Source organism: Paenibacillus sp. 2003 (assembly GCF_031455635.1).
Classification (GTDB): Bacteria; Bacillota; Bacilli; order Paenibacillales; family Paenibacillaceae; genus Paenibacillus; species Paenibacillus amylolyticus_B.
Genome location: NZ_JAVDTB010000015.1, coordinates 23696 through 41630, shown reverse-complemented (window position 1 = coordinate 41630; position 17935 = coordinate 23696). Strand labels below are relative to the sequence as shown.

The 17935-nt window shown below is 45.6% G+C and carries 16 protein-coding genes; all 16 read right to left on the bottom strand.

Annotated features, from left to right (window positions below; translation table 11 throughout):
• Position 1: 1 nt before the first annotated feature.
• The 16 genes from rpsC to J2X75_RS29410 all read right to left on the bottom strand — a co-directional run bounded on the left by rpsC (position 2) and on the right by J2X75_RS29410 (position 17905).
• A complete protein-coding gene (gene rpsC / locus J2X75_RS29485; protein WP_076216858.1) occupies positions 2–667 on the bottom strand; it encodes a 30S ribosomal protein S3 in 666 nt (221 codons plus the stop codon).
• A gap of 15 nt (positions 668–682) precedes the next feature.
• Entirely contained in the window at positions 683–1015 is a 333-nt protein-coding gene (gene rplV, locus J2X75_RS29480) for a 50S ribosomal protein L22 (protein ID WP_024633583.1), read from the bottom strand.
• A 35-nt stretch (positions 1016–1050) separates the two neighbouring features.
• Positions 1051–1329, bottom strand: coding sequence for a 30S ribosomal protein S19 (gene rpsS, locus J2X75_RS29475; RefSeq protein ID WP_062836183.1), 279 nt, complete (start codon positions 1327–1329; stop codon positions 1051–1053).
• Positions 1330–1400: 71 nt separating this feature from the next.
• On the bottom strand, positions 1401–2231 hold the full coding sequence (rplB, locus tag J2X75_RS29470) for a 50S ribosomal protein L2 (protein ID WP_017692078.1): 831 nt from the start codon (positions 2229–2231) through the stop codon (positions 1401–1403).
• 30 nt (positions 2232–2261) lie between these two features.
• Entirely contained in the window at positions 2262–2552 is a 291-nt protein-coding gene (gene rplW / locus J2X75_RS29465) for a 50S ribosomal protein L23 (RefSeq protein WP_017692077.1), read from the bottom strand.
• Positions 2552–3175 (bottom strand): 50S ribosomal protein L4, encoded by a 624-nt coding sequence (gene rplD / locus J2X75_RS29460; RefSeq protein WP_017692076.1) that lies wholly within the window; start codon positions 3173–3175, stop codon positions 2552–2554. Before rplD ends, rplW begins: the two co-directional genes overlap by 1 nt.
• A gap of 25 nt (positions 3176–3200) precedes the next feature.
• Positions 3201–3824, bottom strand: coding sequence for a 50S ribosomal protein L3 (gene rplC, locus J2X75_RS29455; protein WP_053779208.1), 624 nt, complete (start codon positions 3822–3824; stop codon positions 3201–3203).
• Between the two features lie 45 nt (positions 3825–3869).
• A complete protein-coding gene (rpsJ, locus tag J2X75_RS29450; RefSeq protein ID WP_017692074.1) occupies positions 3870–4178 on the bottom strand; it encodes a 30S ribosomal protein S10 in 309 nt (102 codons plus the stop codon).
• 437 nt (positions 4179–4615) lie between these two features.
• Positions 4616–5806, bottom strand: coding sequence for an elongation factor Tu (tuf, locus tag J2X75_RS29445; RefSeq protein WP_062836181.1), 1191 nt, complete (start codon positions 5804–5806; stop codon positions 4616–4618).
• Positions 5807–5901: 95 nt separating this feature from the next.
• Positions 5902–7980, bottom strand: a complete 2079-nt coding sequence (fusA, locus tag J2X75_RS29440; RefSeq protein ID WP_124118838.1) for an elongation factor G — start codon at positions 7978–7980, stop codon at positions 5902–5904.
• Between the two features lie 48 nt (positions 7981–8028).
• Positions 8029–8499 carry a 30S ribosomal protein S7 gene (rpsG, locus tag J2X75_RS29435; RefSeq protein WP_018753997.1) on the bottom strand — a complete coding sequence of 157 codons (471 nt, stop codon included), beginning with the start codon at positions 8497–8499 and terminating at the stop codon, positions 8029–8031.
• A gap of 87 nt (positions 8500–8586) precedes the next feature.
• Positions 8587–9009 carry a 30S ribosomal protein S12 gene (gene rpsL / locus J2X75_RS29430; RefSeq protein ID WP_017692070.1) on the bottom strand — a complete coding sequence of 141 codons (423 nt, stop codon included), beginning with the start codon at positions 9007–9009 and terminating at the stop codon, positions 8587–8589.
• A gap of 153 nt (positions 9010–9162) precedes the next feature.
• Complete coding sequence (locus tag J2X75_RS29425) at positions 9163–9411, bottom strand: ribosomal L7Ae/L30e/S12e/Gadd45 family protein (RefSeq protein WP_047841123.1); 249 nt, start codon at positions 9409–9411, stop codon at positions 9163–9165.
• 204 nt (positions 9412–9615) lie between these two features.
• On the bottom strand, positions 9616–13230 hold the full coding sequence (gene rpoC, locus J2X75_RS29420) for a DNA-directed RNA polymerase subunit beta' (protein WP_091039166.1): 3615 nt from the start codon (positions 13228–13230) through the stop codon (positions 9616–9618).
• A 113-nt stretch (positions 13231–13343) separates the two neighbouring features.
• Positions 13344–16889 carry a DNA-directed RNA polymerase subunit beta gene (gene rpoB, locus J2X75_RS29415; RefSeq protein WP_091039164.1) on the bottom strand — a complete coding sequence of 1182 codons (3546 nt, stop codon included), beginning with the start codon at positions 16887–16889 and terminating at the stop codon, positions 13344–13346.
• A 395-nt stretch (positions 16890–17284) separates the two neighbouring features.
• On the bottom strand, positions 17285–17905 hold the full coding sequence (locus J2X75_RS29410) for a class I SAM-dependent methyltransferase (protein ID WP_310343088.1): 621 nt from the start codon (positions 17903–17905) through the stop codon (positions 17285–17287).
• Between the last annotated feature and the right edge of the window lie 30 nt (positions 17906–17935).

Below are 17935 nucleotides of genomic sequence, written 5' to 3'. Positions count from 1 at the left end.
ATTAGTTGCCTCCTTCCTTAGCAGCTTGTTTCTTAGCCGTAGGAAGAACCTCTCCACGATAGATCCATACTTTTACGCCGATACGTCCGTAAGTAGTATGAGCCTCTGCTGTACCATAGTCAATGTCAGCACGCAGTGTGTGCAGTGGAACAGTTCCTTCGCTGTAGCCTTCAGAACGTGCGATCTCAGCGCCGCCAAGACGTCCGCCTACTTGAGTTTTGATACCTTTAGCACCGGAGCGCATAGTTCTTTGAATTGCTTGTTTCAGAGCACGACGGAAAGAAACACGACGTTCCAATTGTTGTGCAATGCTTTCAGCTACAAGAACAGCATCCAAGTCTTGGTTCTTAATTTCAGAAATGTTGATGTGTACTTTTTTACCGCCAGCAATTTTCGTAATTTGGTTACGAAGATTTTCAACTTCCGAACCACCCTTACCAATAACCATACCTGGTTTAGCAGTGTGAATCGTTACGTTTACGCGGTTAGCCGCTCTCTCAATTTCTACACGAGATAAAGCGGAGTCTTTCAATTTATTTTTCAGGAATTCACGAATTCTCACGTCTTCCATCAAAAGATCACCGAAGTCTTTGCCTGCATACCACTTAGATTCCCAGTCACGGATAATTCCGACACGGAGTCCGACTGGATTTACCTTTTGGCCCACACATTTCCCCTCCTTCTACTTCTCAGATACCACCAAAGTAATGTGGCTAGTACGTTTGTTAATACGACTTGCACGTCCCATTGCACGAGGGCGGAAACGTTTCATTGTCGGTCCTTGGTTCACGTAAGCTTGCGAGATAACCAAGTTGTTAACATCCAAAGAATAGTTATGTTCCGCATTCGCAATAGCGGAGTTAAGCAACTTCTCAACGATTGGAGAAGCGGATTTCGGAGTGTGACGGAGAATGGCAACCGCCTCACCTACTTGCTTGCCGCGAATCAAGTCAACAACGAGTTGAACTTTACGAGGAGCAATCCGGATAAACTTAGCATGTGCTTTTGCTTCCATTGTGTAACCTCCTCTCAAACATTAAAGATGTTCATTTATCTTCTTGTTTTCTTATCATCATCAGTATGGCCTTTGTACGTACGGGTTGGAGCGAACTCACCCAGTTTGTGTCCGACCATGTCCTCAGTTACATACACTGGCACGTGTTTACGACCATCGTAAACGCCAAATGTGTGTCCGATGAATTGTGGGAAAATTGTAGAACGACGGGACCAGGTTTTGATTACGTTCTTCTTACCTGAAGCTTCCATCTCTTCTACCTTTTTGAGCATGTAGCCATCAATGAATGGCCCTTTTTTCAAACTGCGACCCATGTGGAGATCCTCCCTTCAAACGTAGCTATTATGCATCCGCAGATGCCTCACGAAGTTATGCACAGTGTGTATTACTTCGTGCGGCGGCGAATGATGTATTTATCAGAAGCTTTATTTTTCTTACGCGTTTTGTAACCAAGAGTAGGTTTACCCCATGGTGACATTGGCGATTTACGTCCGATTGGAGCACGACCTTCACCACCACCGTGTGGGTGATCGTTAGGGTTCATTACTACACCACGAACCTCAGGACGTTTACCCAACCAACGGCTACGACCGGCTTTACCGATTTTGATGAGCTCGTGGTCTTGGTTACCAACAGATCCGATTGTCGCGCGGCAAACTTTCAAAATACGACGAACTTCTCCGGAAGAGAGACGAACGGAAACGTATTTTTCTTCTTTACCAAGCAATTGAGCTTCTGTACCAGCAGCACGAACCAATTGTCCGCCTTTACCTGGTTTCAACTCGATGTTGTGGATAACGGTACCTACTGGAATGTTTTCGAGTGGCAGTGCGTTACCGATTTTGATATCTGATTCAGGTCCGGAGAATACTTGATCTCCAACTTTCAAACCTTTAGGAGCGATGATATAACGTTTTTCACCATCAGCATAGTGAATCAGAGCGATGTTGGATGTACGGTTCGGGTCATACTCAATCGTAGCAACGCGGCCCGGTATTCCATCTTTAGTACGTTTGAAGTCAATGATACGGTATTTACGTTTGTGTCCACCACCATGGTGACGAACTGTAATTTTACCTTGGTTGTTGCGGCCTGCTTGTTTGCTCAACGGGGCCAACAACGATTTCTCCGGCTGATTTGTGGTGATTTCCTCAAATGTAGAAACGGACATGTTCCGTCTTGCCGGGGATGTTGGTTTATACTTTTTGATTGGCACTGGGTTTCCCTCCTTACTTCAAAAATTCAATTATACAGTTTCAAAGAACTCAAGCGTTTTGCTGTCTTTTGTCAGCGTTACAAACGCTTTTTTCCATTCGCTAGTATATCCGGAATAACGTCCGTACCGTTTCGGCTTAGCTGGAACACGAAGCGTGTTCACGTTTTTCACTTTTACATTGAAAATAGCTTCTACTGCCTTTTTGATCTCGGTTTTGTTTGCACGGATATCGACTTCAAATACATATTTCAAGTCGTTCATCATGTCAGCAGTACGTTCCGTAATAATCGGACGTTTTACAATATCACGAGGATCCTTCATTACGCGAGCACCTCCTCTACCTTCTGAACTGCTTCTTTCGTAATGATCAATTTGTCGTGCGAAAGCACGTCAAGAACATTAATGCCGTCAGCAGCTACGAATTTCACGCCTGGAATATTCCGTGCGGAAAGAGCTACATTATCATCATAGCTAGGAGCTACGATCAAAGCTTTACGTCCCACTTTGAGGTTACTCAAGATGGCTGCGAATTCTTTAGTTTTAGGGGTGCTCAATGTGAGAGCGTCCAAAACGATAATGTCATTGTCAAGCACTTTGGATGAAAGGGCTGATTTGATCGCCAAGCGGCGAACTTTCTTAGGCAGTTTGTACGCATAGCTCCGTGGTGTTGGACCAAATACGATACCGCCGCCTTTCCATTGTGGTGAACGAATTGAACCTTGACGAGCGCGACCTGTACCTTTTTGTTTCCAAGGCTTACGTCCACCGCCACGTACTTCAGAACGTCCTTTTACTTTGTGGGTACCTTGACGAAGGGAAGCGCGTTGCATAAGAACTGCATCGTACAGAACGTGTTGGTTCGGCTCAATTCCGAAAACCGCATCGTTCAATTCAACTTCGCCTACTTGGCTACCATCTACATTGTAAACTGATACTTTTGGCATTTTGTGTTCCTCCTTTCTTCAGTGGTTATTTTTTCACCGTTTCTTTAACTTTAATGAGACTGTTTTTCGGTCCAGGAATGGAACCTTTCACGAGCAACACGTTACGCTCAGCGTCTACTTTAACTACTTCAAGACGTTGGATTGTAACAGTATCATGTCCCATGTGTCCTGGCAGGCGTTTGCCTTTAGGAACGCGGTTAGCTTGGATCGAACCCATTGAACCAGGGCCACGGTGGTAACGCGAACCGTGTGACATAGGTCCAGTGCTTTGTCCCCAACGTTTGATAACGCCGGCAAAACCTTTACCTTTAGATACACCCGTTACGTCAACGAATTCGCCTTCAGCGAAAATGTCAGCTTTCAGTTCTTGGCCAACTTCATATTCTGCGATGTTGATACCGCGAACTTCACGAACGTAGCGCTTAGGGGCAGTGTTCGCTTTTTTAGCGTGACCTGCTTCTGGCTTGTTAGCATTTTTCTCTTTCTTATCGGAGTAACCGATTTGAATTGCTTCGTAGCCATCGTTCTCAATGTCTTTCTTTTGCAAAACAACACAAGGGCCTGCTTCGATAACCGTTACTGGAACTACGTTACCTTCAGGAGTAAATACTTGAGTCATTCCGAGTTTTTTTCCTAAGATTGCTTTCATGTTGACACCTCTTTTCCTCTATACATGGTCTTTGTTGTAGCTATATTACAATTTAATTTCGATATCTACACCGGACGGCAGATCCAAGCGCATCAAGGCATCCACAGTTTGTGGAGTCGGGTTAACGATGTCGATCAAACGTTTATGTGTACGTTGTTCGAATTGTTCCCGAGAATCCTTGTACTTGTGCACCGCACGAAGAATAGTAATGATTTGTTTTTCAGTAGGAAGCGGAATCGGACCGGATACACCAGCACCCGAACGTTTTGCTGTTTCAACAATTTTCTCCGCGGATTGATCAAGAATTCTGTGGTCGTAAGCTTTCAAACGAATACGAATTTTTTGCTTTGCCATTTTAGTCCCTCCTTCTATCGCCCAATTTTTTATCGGACATACTCCGTGAAAATTTTCTAGCCACTCTCCCATGGCAAAGGGGCCGGGTGTGCCAGTAACCTCTCACATCATCGCAACGTCACAGAACAACATTCATTATTATATAGAAAAGATAGGCGTATTGCAAGCATATTTAAGAAAAACATTTAAACTTATCTTTTCTGATGAAATGACTTCGTTTATTGCAGTGTTATTCTTCAATATCCAGGCTGCCTTGCCAATCCTTCTAAACTCGTAAATGATGTTCATTTCGTATGACGCAGGTTCCGAAACTTTAAACATAATAAAAGAGTTCTCTATCCGATGTCGGATAAAGAACTCTTCCGAAGCTTCGTTACAATACAATGTTACTCGTTCCAGTACACTGTTGCATATGCTTTATTCAGCGTTAAGCCGAATTATTTTTGGATAGATGCTACGGAACCGGCACCTACTGTACGTCCGCCTTCACGAATGGAGAATTTAGTTCCTTCTTCAATCGCGATTGGGGAGATCAGGGAAACAGTAACAGTGATGTTATCACCAGGCATTACCATTTCAGTACCTTCAGGCAAGTTGATGATGCCTGTTACGTCAGTTGTACGGAAGTAGAACTGTGGACGGTAACCAGTGAAGAATGGTTTGTGACGTCCGCCCTCTTCTTTAGTCAGAACGTAGATTTGAGCTGTGAATTCTGTGTGAGGCTTAACAGAACCCGGTTTAGCCAAAACTTGGCCACGCTCGATGTTGTTACGGTCAACACCACGAAGAAGTGCTCCGATGTTGTCACCAGCTTGAGCGGAATCCAGCAATTTGCGGAACATCTCAACGCCTGTTACAACAGATTTTTTAGTTTCTTCAGTGATACCAACGATTTCGATCTCTTCGCCGACTTTAACAGTACCACGCTCTACACGGCCAGTAGCAACAGTACCACGACCAGTGATGGAGAATACGTCCTCGACAGGCATCAAGAAAGGCTTGTCAGTTTGACGCTCAGGCAGTGGGATGTAAGTGTCGATCTCTTTGAACATCTCAACGATTTTTTGAGCCCATTCGCCATCTGGGTTTGCCAGTGCTTCACGAGCGGATCCACGAGTGATTGGAGTATCGTCACCTGGGAACTCATATTCGTTAAGAAGGTCGCGAACTTCCATCTCAACCAATTCCAACAACTCTTCGTCTTCAACCATGTCACATTTGTTCAAGAATACAACAATGTAAGGTACGCCTACTTGACGGGAGAGCAAGATGTGCTCACGAGTTTGTGGCATTGGGCCGTCAGCTGCGGATACTACCAAGATAGCTCCGTCCATTTGTGCCGCGCCAGTGATCATGTTTTTAACATAGTCGGCGTGACCTGGGCAGTCTACGTGAGCGTAGTGACGAGTGTCAGTTTCGTACTCAACGTGCGCTGTGGAGATAGTGATACCGCGCTCGCGCTCTTCTGGCGCTTTGTCGATTTGGTCGAATGCTACAGCAGCACCACCGTAAGTTTTGGACAATACAGTTGTGATTGCAGCAGTCAGAGTTGTTTTACCGTGATCGACGTGACCGATAGTACCGATGTTAACGTGGGGTTTATTACGTTCGTATTTAGCCTTTGCCATTTGAACGTGGCCTCCTTAAAATTATAATTTTATGTTTTCACTGAATGAAGTGCTCCGAATTGAATTCTTATGCACTTGCATCCAGTGTGAGAAAACTACTCGGTGCCTTTTGTTTTGGCAACGATTTCTTCAGCGATGCTCTTAGGAACTTCTTCATAGTGAGAGAGTTCCATGGAGAATACGCCGCGTCCTTGAGTACCGGAACGAAGAGTTGTAGAGTAACCAAACATTTCAGACAGAGGTACCTTAGCACGGATGATTTGAGCTCCACTACGGGAATCCATACCTTCGATGCGGCCACGACGGGAGTTCAACATACCCATTACGTCACCCATGTACTCTTCTGGAACAGTTACTTCTACTTTCATGATAGGCTCAAGCAGAACTGGTTTACACTTGTCTTTAGCCGCTTTAAGCGCCATAGATCCGGCAATTTTAAATGCCATCTCATTGGAATCGACATCATGGTAAGATCCGTCTACGATTGTAGCCTTAACGTCAACAAGCGGGAAGCCTGCAATAACACCGTTTTTCATTTGCTCTTCAATCCCTGACAGTGCAGGTTGAATGTATTCTCTTGGTACGGAACCACCGACAACCTTACTTTCGAACTGGCTGCCTGTACCCGGCTCGAGAGGTTCGAATTCAACCCATACGTGACCGTATTGACCACGACCACCGGATTGACGTACGAATTTACCTTCAACGCGCGCTGGAGCACGGAATGTTTCACGGTAAGCTACTTGTGGTTTACCCACAGTAGTTTCAACCTTGAACTCACGACGCATACGGTCGATGATGATATCAAGGTGAAGCTCACCCATACCTGCCAAGATTGTTTGACCTGTTTCTTCGTCAGTATGAGCACGAAGAGTTGGATCCTCTTCAGTCAACTTACCGAGAGCAACACCCATTTTATCTTGGTCAGCTTTGGTTTTAGGTTCAACGGCGATTTCGATAACCGGATCAGGGAAGTTCATTGACTCCAGGATAACCGGATTTTTCTCATCACATAGTGTATCACCTGTACCCGTATCTTTCAAACCTACGGCAGCTGCAATATCACCGGAGTAAACTTCAGTGATCTCTTGACGGCTGTTCGCATGCATTTGAAGGATACGACCGATACGCTCACGTTTGTTTTTAGTGGCATTCAATACATATGAACCGGATTGAAGAACACCGGAGTATACGCGGAAGAATGTCAATTTACCTACGTAAGGGTCAGTCATGATTTTGAATGCCAATGCGGAGAATGGTTCTTCATCAGAGGACTTACGAACTGCTTCAGTTCCATCTTCAAGATGACCAGTAATTGATGGTACATCTGTTGGAGCTGGCAAGTAGTCGATAACAGCATCCAACATCAGTTGAACACCTTTGTTACGGTATGAGGATCCACAGATAACTGGGAAGATCTTAACATCTACAACACCTTTACGGAGTACGGATTTGATCTCATCAATTGTGATCTCTTCGCCTTCCAGGTATTTCATTGTCAAATCTTCGTCCAGTTCAGCAACGCGCTCAATCAACTCGTTGCGAAGTTCTTCAACTTGATCTGCAAATTCTGCAGGAATGTCGGTTTCTTCGATATCTTGACCAAGATCATCTTTGTACATATGAGCTCTTTGTGCAACGATATCGATGATACCTTTGAAATCATTTTCAGCGCCGATTGGAAGTTGAATCGCAACAGCGTTCGCTTGAAGGCGATCACGCATGTCAGATACAACGTTCAGGAAGTCAGCACCGATGATATCCATTTTGTTTACATATGCGATACGAGGTACGCCGTACTTGTCAGCCTGTCTCCATACGGTTTCGGACTGAGGCTCAACGCCTTCTTTCGCACTGAATACACCAACTGCTCCGTCCAATACACGAAGGGAACGTTCAACTTCAACAGTGAAGTCAACGTGTCCCGGGGTATCAATAATATTAACGCGGTGGCCTTTCCAAGCAGCGGTAGTTGCAGCGGAAGTAATCGTAATTCCGCGCTCCTGTTCCTGTTCCATCCAGTCCATTGTCGCAGCGCCTTCGTGTACTTCACCGATTTTGTGCGTACGTCCTGTGTAGAACAAGATCCGCTCAGTTGTCGTGGTTTTACCCGCATCAATATGAGCCATGATCCCGATATTACGTGTATTTTTCAAGGAGAACTCTCTAGCCATGAAATGGGTCTCCCTTCAAAATAGAAGTTTTTTATTGTGAACTGAATCCTACCAACGGTAGTGAGCAAACGCTTTGTTCGCTTCAGCCATTTTGTGCGTATCTTCACGTTTTTTAACGGAAGCGCCTGTGTTGTTGGAAGCGTCGATGATCTCAGCCGCCAAACGCTCTTCCATTGTTTTCTCACCGCGGTTGCGGGAGTAGTTCACGAGCCAACGTAGTCCCAGAGCAGTACGTCTCTCTGGTTTTACCTCGATTGGTACTTGGTAGTTGGCACCGCCGACACGGCGAGCTTTAACTTCCAGGACTGGCATGATATTCTTGATTGCTGCTTCAAATACTTCCATCGGGTCATTACCCGTACGTTCTTGAATCAACTTGAACGCATTATACAGAATGCTTTGAGCAACACCGCGTTTTCCGTCGAGCATGATGCGATTGATCAAACGAGTAACCAACTTGCTGTTGTATACCGGATCTGGCAACACGTCTCTTTTCGTAACTGGACCTTTGCGTGGCATGGATATCCCCCTTTCTTTCTTGTTCAGCAGACCCTGTACCTTCCAGACCTAAGCCAGAAGGCTTTCAGGTTCTCTGCTTATAATGGTTTAGGCTTTTTTAGCTTTTGGACGTTTTGCACCGTATTTCGAACGAGCTTGCATACGGTTGTTTACGCCTGCAGTATCGAGAGCTCCACGAACGATGTGATAACGAACTCCTGCAAGGTCTTTAACTTTACCTCCGCGGATCAATACCACACTGTGCTCTTGAAGGTTATGTCCGATTCCCGGGATATAAGCAGTTACCTCGAGACGGTTCGTCAAACGAACACGAGCATACTTACGAAGTGCAGAGTTTGGTTTACGTGGAGTCATTGTACCTACACGAGTGCAGACACCACGTTTTTGTGGGGCACTGATGTTAGTAGATTCACGTTTCAAAGCGTTGAATCCTTTTTGCAAAGCTGGAGATTTTGACTTCTCAACTTTTGCTTGACGTCCTTTACGAACCAGTTGATTAATAGTTGGCATGTGATTGCCACCCCCTTCCTCAAATATTCATGTTTCTTTATAAACCTCTTTTCGCTAAGTCCACAGACCCAGGCGGTTCATAAAAAGACAAATGAAAAGTTTTTGCCTTAGAGAATCCCTAAAAGTTCTCGGACAAAAACGTTCCTTACACTATCATTTTACGACAGCAGCCATAGCTGCTCCCACTCCAATCCCGCAAGCTTTGCCGAGATTTTTCATTGTATCCACTTTCGTGTACTTCACATTGTGTTGTTCACACAAAGCAATGATTTTGGAAGTGAGCTGCGGATCACTATCTTCTGCGACATAGACTTCAGAAGCCATACCTGTCTGCACCATCCGCATGGTCTGTTTGGTACCTATTTTGACATGAGCATCTTGCAAGGCTTTTTCATTAGACATTGTGCATTCCTCCGAATAGAACCATGTACAATCAGCTGCCCACGCACCTTTGATATATTAGCATCTAGCGCAAGCATTGTCAATGCTAATCCTAAACATTTTTTAAAAGTTTACGCACATCAGGATTCGTCCGCCTGCATCATACAAGCGTCCGCCTCCTGACGTACAAAACTTTCATTCCCCTCTAAATGAGGAGGAATCTATTTAATCAACCGAAACTGGCTCAAGTTCTTCTACTGAAGATTGGCCATCTTCTGGCTCAGCAAATTTGATGCTGCGGTAACGGTGCATACCTGTACCTGCAGGAATCAATTTACCGATGATTACATTTTCCTTCAGACCGAGCAACTGATCGACTTTACCTTTGATCGCTGCATCTGTCAGTACACGTGTAGTTTCTTGGAACGAAGCCGCCGAGAGGAAGGAGTCTGTTTCCAGGGACGCTTTCGTAATACCGAGCAGGATTGGTTTAGCAACCGCTGGCTCTTTATCACTAAGAATCGCAATTTTGTTAGCTCTTTCGTACTCATGCGTATCTACGAACGATCCTGGCAACAGCGTTGTATCACCTGCATCTACGATGCGGATTTTACGCAGCATTTGACGGATCATAACTTCAACGTGCTTGTCATTGATTTCTACGCCTTGGTTACGGTATACGCGCTGTACTTCCTGCAAAATGTAGTTTTGTACGCCACGTACGCCTTTAATGCGCAGCATTTCTTTCGGATCGATGGAACCGTCTGTTAACTCGTCACCCGCTTCAATTTCCATGCCTTCGCTTACGCGCACACGGGAACCGTAGGTAACAGAGTATACTTTGGACTCCGCTTCACCTTGAATTTCGATTTCACGACGATCTTTCGCTTCGCGAATCTCTTTAACCACACCATCAATCTCACTGATCGTTGCTTGACCCTTAGGATTACGAGCTTCAAACAACTCTTGGATACGCGGCAAACCTTGCGTAATATCGTCTCCGGCTACACCGCCGGTGTGGAACGTACGCATTGTAAGCTGTGTTCCTGGCTCACCAATGGATTGTGCTGCAATAATACCAACTGCTTCACCAATCTCCACGTGTTTACCTGTCGCAAGGTTACGACCATAACACTTCTTGCAGACACCGTGACTTGCACGGCAGCTGAGTACGGAGCGGATTTGCAATTTGGTGATTCCCGCTTTGATGATCGCTTCTGCTTTATCGGAGTCAATCAATTCATTGCGACCTGCAATGATTTCTTTTGTTTCCGGATGACGAACTGTCTCGAAGCAGTATCTGCCTTCAATACGGTCGTAGAGATCTTCGATAACCTCTTTACCATCCTGGATACGACTTACCGTAAAGCCTTTATCTGTACCACAATCATCATCACGCACGATTACGTCTTGGGCTACGTCTACGAGACGACGAGTCAGGTAACCTGAATCGGCTGTACGCAGGGCTGTATCCGCCAAACCTTTACGCGCTCCGTGAGTGGAGATAAAGTATTCGAGTACCGTCAGACCTTCACGGAAGTTCGATTTGATTGGGAGTTCGATAATTCGACCGGATGGGTTGGCCATCAGACCACGCATACCGCCCAATTGGGTGATTTGCGATTTGTTACCCCGTGCTTTGGAGTCTACCATCATCATGATCGAGTTGTAACGATCCATGGACTTCATCAGAATCTCAGTGATGTCATCTTTGGATTTTGACCAGATATCAATGATACGGTCATAGCGCTCTTCATTCGTAATCAGACCACGACGGTATTGATTCGTAACGATTTGTGCTTTTTCCTCAGACTGTCTAAGAATTTCAAACTTCTCAGGCGGAACGATAACATCAGATACCGCAACCGTAATACCGGCACGTGTAGAGTATGTGAATCCAAGTTGTTTGATTTTATCCAAAATAACGGCTGTTTCCGTTGTGTGATAAATTTCAAAACAACGTGCAATGATGGAGCCGAGGTATTCTTTACCGACACCGCCAGCCAGAGGAGCATTCATAATAGCTTCTCTGAGATCAGCACCTTTTTCATATACAAATGAGTGATCTGCAGTACCTTGGTATAGGTTAGCACGAGTCGCATCATTGATATAAGGGAAGCTTGCCGGGAAAATTTCATTGAAGATAATTTTACCGATAGTTGTCAGCAACATTCCTTCTTGCTGTTCTTCCGTGAAGCTTGTTTTACCAAGCGCCTTAACCGGAATAGCTACACGCGCATGCAGACCAGCAGTACCACGTTGGTATGCTGATACAGCTTCGTTAACTGTACGCAAGATCATACCTGTTCCCTTTTCTTCCTTGTTGTCCATAGTGAGGTAATAAGAACCAAGCACCATATCCTGGGAAGGAGTAACAACCGGTTTACCGTCTTTCGGGTTCAAAATGTTACCAGATGCAAGCATCAGGATGCGTGCTTCCGCTTGAGCTTCAGCAGACAACGGAACGTGCACGGCCATTTGGTCACCGTCAAAGTCGGCATTGTATGCCGTACATACGAGCGGGTGAAGACGAATTGCTTTACCTTCAACGAGAATCGGCTCAAATGCTTGAATACCGAGTCTGTGAAGCGTAGGGGCACGGTTCAACAGAACCGGATGCTCCTTGATTACTTCTTCAAGAACATCCCATACTTCAGGACTTACACGCTCAACTTTACGCTTCGCGCTCTTGATGTTGTGGGCAAGCCCTTTATTTACAAGCTCTTTCATAACAAAAGGCTTGAACAATTCAAGTGCCATATCTTTTGGCAGACCACACTGATACATTTTCAGGTAAGGTCCAACAACGATAACGGAACGACCAGAATAGTCAACCCGTTTACCGAGCAAGTTCTGACGGAAACGTCCTTGTTTACCTTTCAGCATGTGGCTGAGAGATTTCAATGGACGGTTACCAGGACCCGTTACCGGGCGTCCACGACGACCATTATCGATCAATGCGTCAACAGCTTCCTGCAACATCCGTTTTTCATTTTGCACGATAATATCTGGTGCGCCCAGATCAAGCAGACGTTTCAGACGGTTGTTCCGGTTGATTACACGGCGATACAAGTCATTCAGGTCAGACGTTGCAAAACGTCCACCATCCAACTGTACCATTGGACGAAGTTCCGGTGGGATAACAGGAAGTACATCCATGATCATCCACTCTGGTTTGTTGCCGGAGTTACGGAATGCTTCGATAACTTCCAGACGTTTGATTGCACGATTACGACGTTGTCCTTGCGCAGTCCGGAGCTCTTCTTTCAAGAACTCGAGCTCTTTGTCTATGTCAAGGTCTTGAAGCAATTTTTTAACCGCTTCTGCGCCCATGCCAGCCTGGAAACCATAGCCGTATTTTTCACGGTAGCTGCGGTATTCCTTCTCGGACAACAGCTGTTTTTTCTCCAGTGGAGTTTCTCCTGGATCAGTTACAACATATGATGCAAAATAAATAATCTCTTCAAGAGATCTTGGAGACATATCCAGAGCAAGACCCATACGGCTCGGAATACCTTTGAAGTACCAGATATGCGATACCGGAGCAGCGAGCTCAATATGGCCCATCCGTTCGCGGCGTACTTTCGCACGTGTTACTTCAACGCCACAACGATCACAGACAACGCCTTTATAACGGACGCGTTTGTATTTACCGCAATGACATTCCCAGTCTTTTGTAGGGCCAAAAATCTTTTCGCAGAACAGCCCTTCTTTTTCCGGCTTCAACGTACGATAGTTGATCGTTTCCGGTTTTTTCACTTCTCCGCGGGACCAAGAACGAATTTTCTCTGGGGAAGCAAGCCCGATCTTCATGTATTCGAAATTGTTGACGTCCAACAAGGAGCAACCCTCCTTAACCAATTCCTGTATTCTAGGTTACGCCCACTCCGGCCGAAGCCGGAGCAAGACGCGAGCCTGATGAAAAACGCCGGTCATCATGCGCTCGAAGCGGTTTATTCCGCTCCGACCTCTGTACCCTCAAGGTTGAGGCTGAGCTTATCGCTCGCAGCGTCATCTTCATCGTCCATTTCTCTCATTTCAATCTCTTGCTCATCTTCGCTCAAAATCTTAACGTCCATACCCAAGCTTTGCAGCTCTTTGATCAATACTTTAAATGATTCAGGAACGCCTGGTTCCGGAACATTCTCACCTTTGACAATGGATTCATACGTTTTAACCCGACCAACAACATCATCGGATTTAACAGTCAAGATTTCTTGCAGTGTATAAGCTGCACCGTAAGCCTCAAGCGCCCATACTTCCATCTCCCCGAAACGCTGTCCACCAAATTGGGCTTTACCACCCAATGGCTGTTGCGTAACAAGTGAGTAAGGACCCGTGGAACGGGCATGGATTTTATCATCAACCATATGTGCCAATTTGATCATGTGCATGACACCTACGGTAACTTCACGTTCAAACTCTTCACCTGTACGACCATCATACAGGACAGTTTTACCATTACGTTGCATACCTGCTTCTTCCATCGTATCGAAGACGTCATACTCCTTCGCTCCGTCGAATACAGGAGTTGCTACGTGAATACCCAGTTGCATCGCGGCCATACCCAAGTGAACCTCGAGCACTTGACCGATGTTCATCCGGGAAGGTACGCCCAGTGGGTTAAGAACGATCTGAACCGGTGTACCGTCTGGCAGGAAAGGCATATCTTCTTCCGGCAAGATGCGGGCCACGACCCCTTTGTTACCGTGACGTCCGGCCATTTTATCACCCTCGGAAATTTTCCGTTTTTGAGCGATATATACACGAACGAGCTGGTTAACACCTGGAGGCAGCTCATCACCGTTTTCACGGGTAAATACTTTCACGTCTACTACGATACCGTCAGTACCATGTGGTACACGCAAGGAAGTATCACGTACTTCACGTGCTTTCTCACCAAAGATCGCATGCAAGAGACGTTCTTCTGCTGTCAGCTCTGTTACACCCTTAGGTGTTACTTTACCAACCAGAATGTCGCCAGCACTGATCTCAGCACCGATGCGGATAATACCGCGCTCATCCAAGTTACGCAACGCTTCTTCCCCAACGTTAGGGATGTCACGTGTGATCTCTTCAGGTCCGAGCTTGGTATCACGCGCTTCTGACTCATACTCCTCGATATGGATGGATGTGTATACATCTTCCTTAACGAGTTTTTCACTGAGCAAGATCGCATCCTCGTAGTTGTAACCTTCCCAAGTCATGAAGGCAACAACAACGTTACGTCCCAGAGCCAATTCACCCATTTCCGTTGAAGGACCATCAGCGAGGATATCGCCAGCTTTGACAGCAGCACCTCTTTTGACAATCGGACGCTGGTTAATGCATGTTCCTTGGTTCGAACGCATAAATTTGTGTAATTTATATTTAACGATATCGCCTTTAACTTCCTGACCGTCCACTTCTTCAACACGACGGAGCCAAATTTCGTTCGCAGAAGAACGTTCAATAATTCCGTCATAATCGGAGACAATACATACACCAGAGTCTTTTGCAGCTTTGTGCTCCATACCTGTTCCTACAAGTGGTGCTTTAGGAATCAAGAGTGGAACCGCCTGCCGCTGCATGTTTGATCCCATGAGTGCACGGTTGGAGTCATCGTTCTCAAGGAACGGGATCAGCGCTGTAGCGACGGATACAACCTGTTTAGGAGATACGTCCATGTAGTCAACTCGCTCACTCGGCATCGTAAGGATGTTATCCGACTGTTTGTTGTAACGTACAATGATCGCTTCTTCTTCAAATGTACCGTCTTCGTTCAACTTCGCATTCGCTTGCGCGATAACATAGTTGTCCTCTTCGTCCGCTGTCAGGTAATCAATTTGTTCTGTTACAATACCTGTCTTCGGATCAACCCAACGATATGGAGCTTCAATGAAGCCATATTCATTCACACGGGCGAACGTAGACAAGGAGTTGATCAAACCGATGTTTGGTCCCTCTGGCGTCTCGATTGGACACATACGGCCATAGTGGGATGGATGGACGTCACGCACTTCCATACCTGCGCGCTCACGCGTCAAACCACCGGGTCCGAGTGCGGACAAACGACGTTTATGTGTCAACTCACCCAGCGGGTTCGTTTGATCCATAAACTGTGACAACTGAGAGCTACCAAAGAACTCTTTAATCGATGCAATAACAGGACGTATGTTAATCAAAGCCTGTGGTGTAATTACGTTAGCATCCTGAATGGACATTCTCTCACGAACTACACGCTCCATACGGGACAAACCGATACGGAACTGGTTCTGCAGAAGTTCACCCACCGAACGCAAACGACGGTTACCCAGATGATCGATATCATCCGTGCTACCAATTCCCTGCAGAAGGTTAAGGAAATAACTGATGGACGAAATGATATCCGCCGGTGTCACGTTTTTAACGGACTTGTCAATGTTTGCATTGGCAATCAGTTTGACCACTTTACCATCTTCAGTTGGTGAGAACACATCAATCGTTTGCATAGGGATATCATTGGCATCCAAAACGCCGTTACCCACGTGATACGTGCGGAATCCAACGCTCTTCTCCAGATACGGCATGATTTCATCCAACAAACGACGATCAACCATTTGACCTGCTTCAGCAATGATTTCACCTGTCTCAGCGTCAACAAGTGACTCAGCCAAGCGCTGGTTAAACAAACGGTTTTTGATGTGAAGTTTTTTATTCATTTTGTAACGACCTACATTAGCCAGGTCATAACGTTTTGGATCAAAGAAACGTGCTACGAGCAAGCTTTTCGCATTATCCAGCGTTGGAGGCTCGCCCGGACGAAGACGCTCATAGATCTCAATGAGTGCTTTCTCCGTGGAATCCGTGTTGTCTTTGTCCAGTGTGTTGCGGATATATTCGTCATTACCGAGCAGATCCAGAATCTCAGCATCTGTGCCAAAACCAAGTGAACGCAGGAGAACCGTAACCGGTATTTTACGTGTACGGTCGATCCGGACGTAAACAACATCCTTCGCGTCCATCTCCAGTTCCAACCAAGCGCCGCGGTTAGGAATAACTGTAGCGGTATACGTTTTTTTGGCGTTTTTATCTACTTTGGTACTGAAGTAAACGCTAGGAGAGCGAACCAACTGGCTGACAATAACCCGTTCCGCACCATTAATAATAAATGTGCCCGTGTTGGTCATCAGCGGGAAATCTCCCATGAATACTTCCTGCTCTTTGACTTCGCCGGTTTCCTTATTAATGAGCCGGACTTTGACCCGAAGCGGTGCTGCATAAGTAACGTCACGCTCTTTCGCGTCGTCTACTGTATACTTCGGTTCACCGAGACTGTAATCGATAAATTCCAAAATCAAGTTACCTGTAAAATCCTGGATCGGCGAGATATCCTGGAACATTTCGCGCAACCCTTCCTCCAAAAACCAATCATAGGATTTTTGTTGGATTTCAATCAGGTTTGGAACTTCGAGTATCTCGTTAATTCGTGCATAACTGCGCCGAGTGCGTCGACCATATTGAACAAGATGTCCTGCCAACTTAAACTCACCCCTCAATGTCTACTCACTTTAAAAATTTCGTTGCGAACCTCTGTTTGTAACCTTATAATGGTACACATACAGAGCAAAGCAATGCATCCACAAATAAAGAAAAGCCCTTACTCGAAATGTCGTTCGAAAAAAGAGCAACTTTGATCGGCGGATGTCTTTCCAAATCATTCTTATCCCCAGTTTGCCCAAAATGTACATATTATACGCCAAACGTAGGCATAATAAGCCCGTTCGGCGTAAAAAAAAGGTTGACATTTTTAGTTAGCTAAAGCCAAGTAGGGCATCTTAATACTGACATTTTACAATAATACCACGGCCTGAATTTCAAGTCAATAGTCCTATTGCAAAAAAAATGATCCCCTGCTTACTTTACAAACTCGGATTCAGTTTTTAGTAGAACCCTCTTCCGATTTCATCGCTTTGAAAATCCGATAGCCTTTATCCTTCGTCACTTCTTCCACTCTTCCAAACAAAGATTCCAATTTCGCTTTCGCTGACGGGGCCCCTTGTTTCTTCTGAATGACAATCCACAACGAACCGCCTACCTTCAGATGGCGATGTGCCTGTTCGAAAATAGTATGAACCGTCTCTTTCCCAGCCCGTATAGGCGGATTGGTAAGGATAACGTCAAAATCTTGCTTTTTTACTTCAGCCAGTAGATTACTTTGCAAAACCGTAACATTGTTAATTCCGTTCGCTTTTGCATTTTCCCTGGAAAGTTCAACGGCTCTCTCGTTGATATCGATCATGGTGACATGCCCATCCGGTACAAGTTTGGCTGCTGTAAGACCCATCGGCCCGTATCCACAACCCACATCGAGAACATGAGCCCCTGATGGCAACTCCATCGCATCAATCAATACTCTGCTGCCATAATCGATTCCGTTTTTGGAAAACACACCGGCATCCGTCACGAATTGCAGACTGAATCCGCGAAGAACCGCTTCAGTTGCTCTGCGATCATGCGCCACTTGCGGTTTGTCCGAATAATAATGATTGGACATGCCCTCACTCACTTTCCATTTACAATTACA

Excerpts from the sequence above, each read along its gene's own strand:
- rplV (WP_024633583.1), bottom strand. The coding sequence starts at position 1,015 with ATGGAAGCAAAAGCACATGCTAAGTTTATCCGGATTGCTCCTCGTAAA.
- rpsS (WP_062836183.1), bottom strand. The coding sequence starts at position 1,329 with ATGGGTCGCAGTTTGAAAAAAGGGCCATTCATTGATGGCTACATGCTC.
- rplW (WP_017692077.1), bottom strand. The coding sequence starts at position 2,552 with ATGAAGGATCCTCGTGATATTGTAAAACGTCCGATTATTACGGAACGT.
- rplD (WP_017692076.1), bottom strand. The coding sequence starts at position 3,175 with ATGCCAAAAGTATCAGTTTACAATGTAGATGGTAGCCAAGTAGGCGAA.
- rplC (WP_053779208.1), bottom strand. The coding sequence starts at position 3,824 with ATGAAAGCAATCTTAGGAAAAAAACTCGGAATGACTCAAGTATTTACT.
- rpsJ (WP_017692074.1), bottom strand. The coding sequence starts at position 4,178 with ATGGCAAAGCAAAAAATTCGTATTCGTTTGAAAGCTTACGACCACAGA.
- tuf (WP_062836181.1), bottom strand. The coding sequence starts at position 5,806 with ATGGCAAAGGCTAAATACGAACGTAATAAACCCCACGTTAACATCGGT.
- fusA (WP_124118838.1), bottom strand. The coding sequence starts at position 7,980 with ATGGCTAGAGAGTTCTCCTTGAAAAATACACGTAATATCGGGATCATG.
- rpsG (WP_018753997.1), bottom strand. The coding sequence starts at position 8,499 with ATGCCACGCAAAGGTCCAGTTACGAAAAGAGACGTGTTGCCAGATCCG.
- rpsL (WP_017692070.1), bottom strand. The coding sequence starts at position 9,009 with ATGCCAACTATTAATCAACTGGTTCGTAAAGGACGTCAAGCAAAAGTT.
- J2X75_RS29425 (WP_047841123.1), bottom strand. The coding sequence starts at position 9,411 with ATGTCTAATGAAAAAGCCTTGCAAGATGCTCATGTCAAAATAGGTACC.
- J2X75_RS29410 (WP_310343088.1), bottom strand. The coding sequence starts at position 17,905 with ATGTCCAATCATTATTATTCGGACAAACCGCAAGTGGCGCATGATCGC.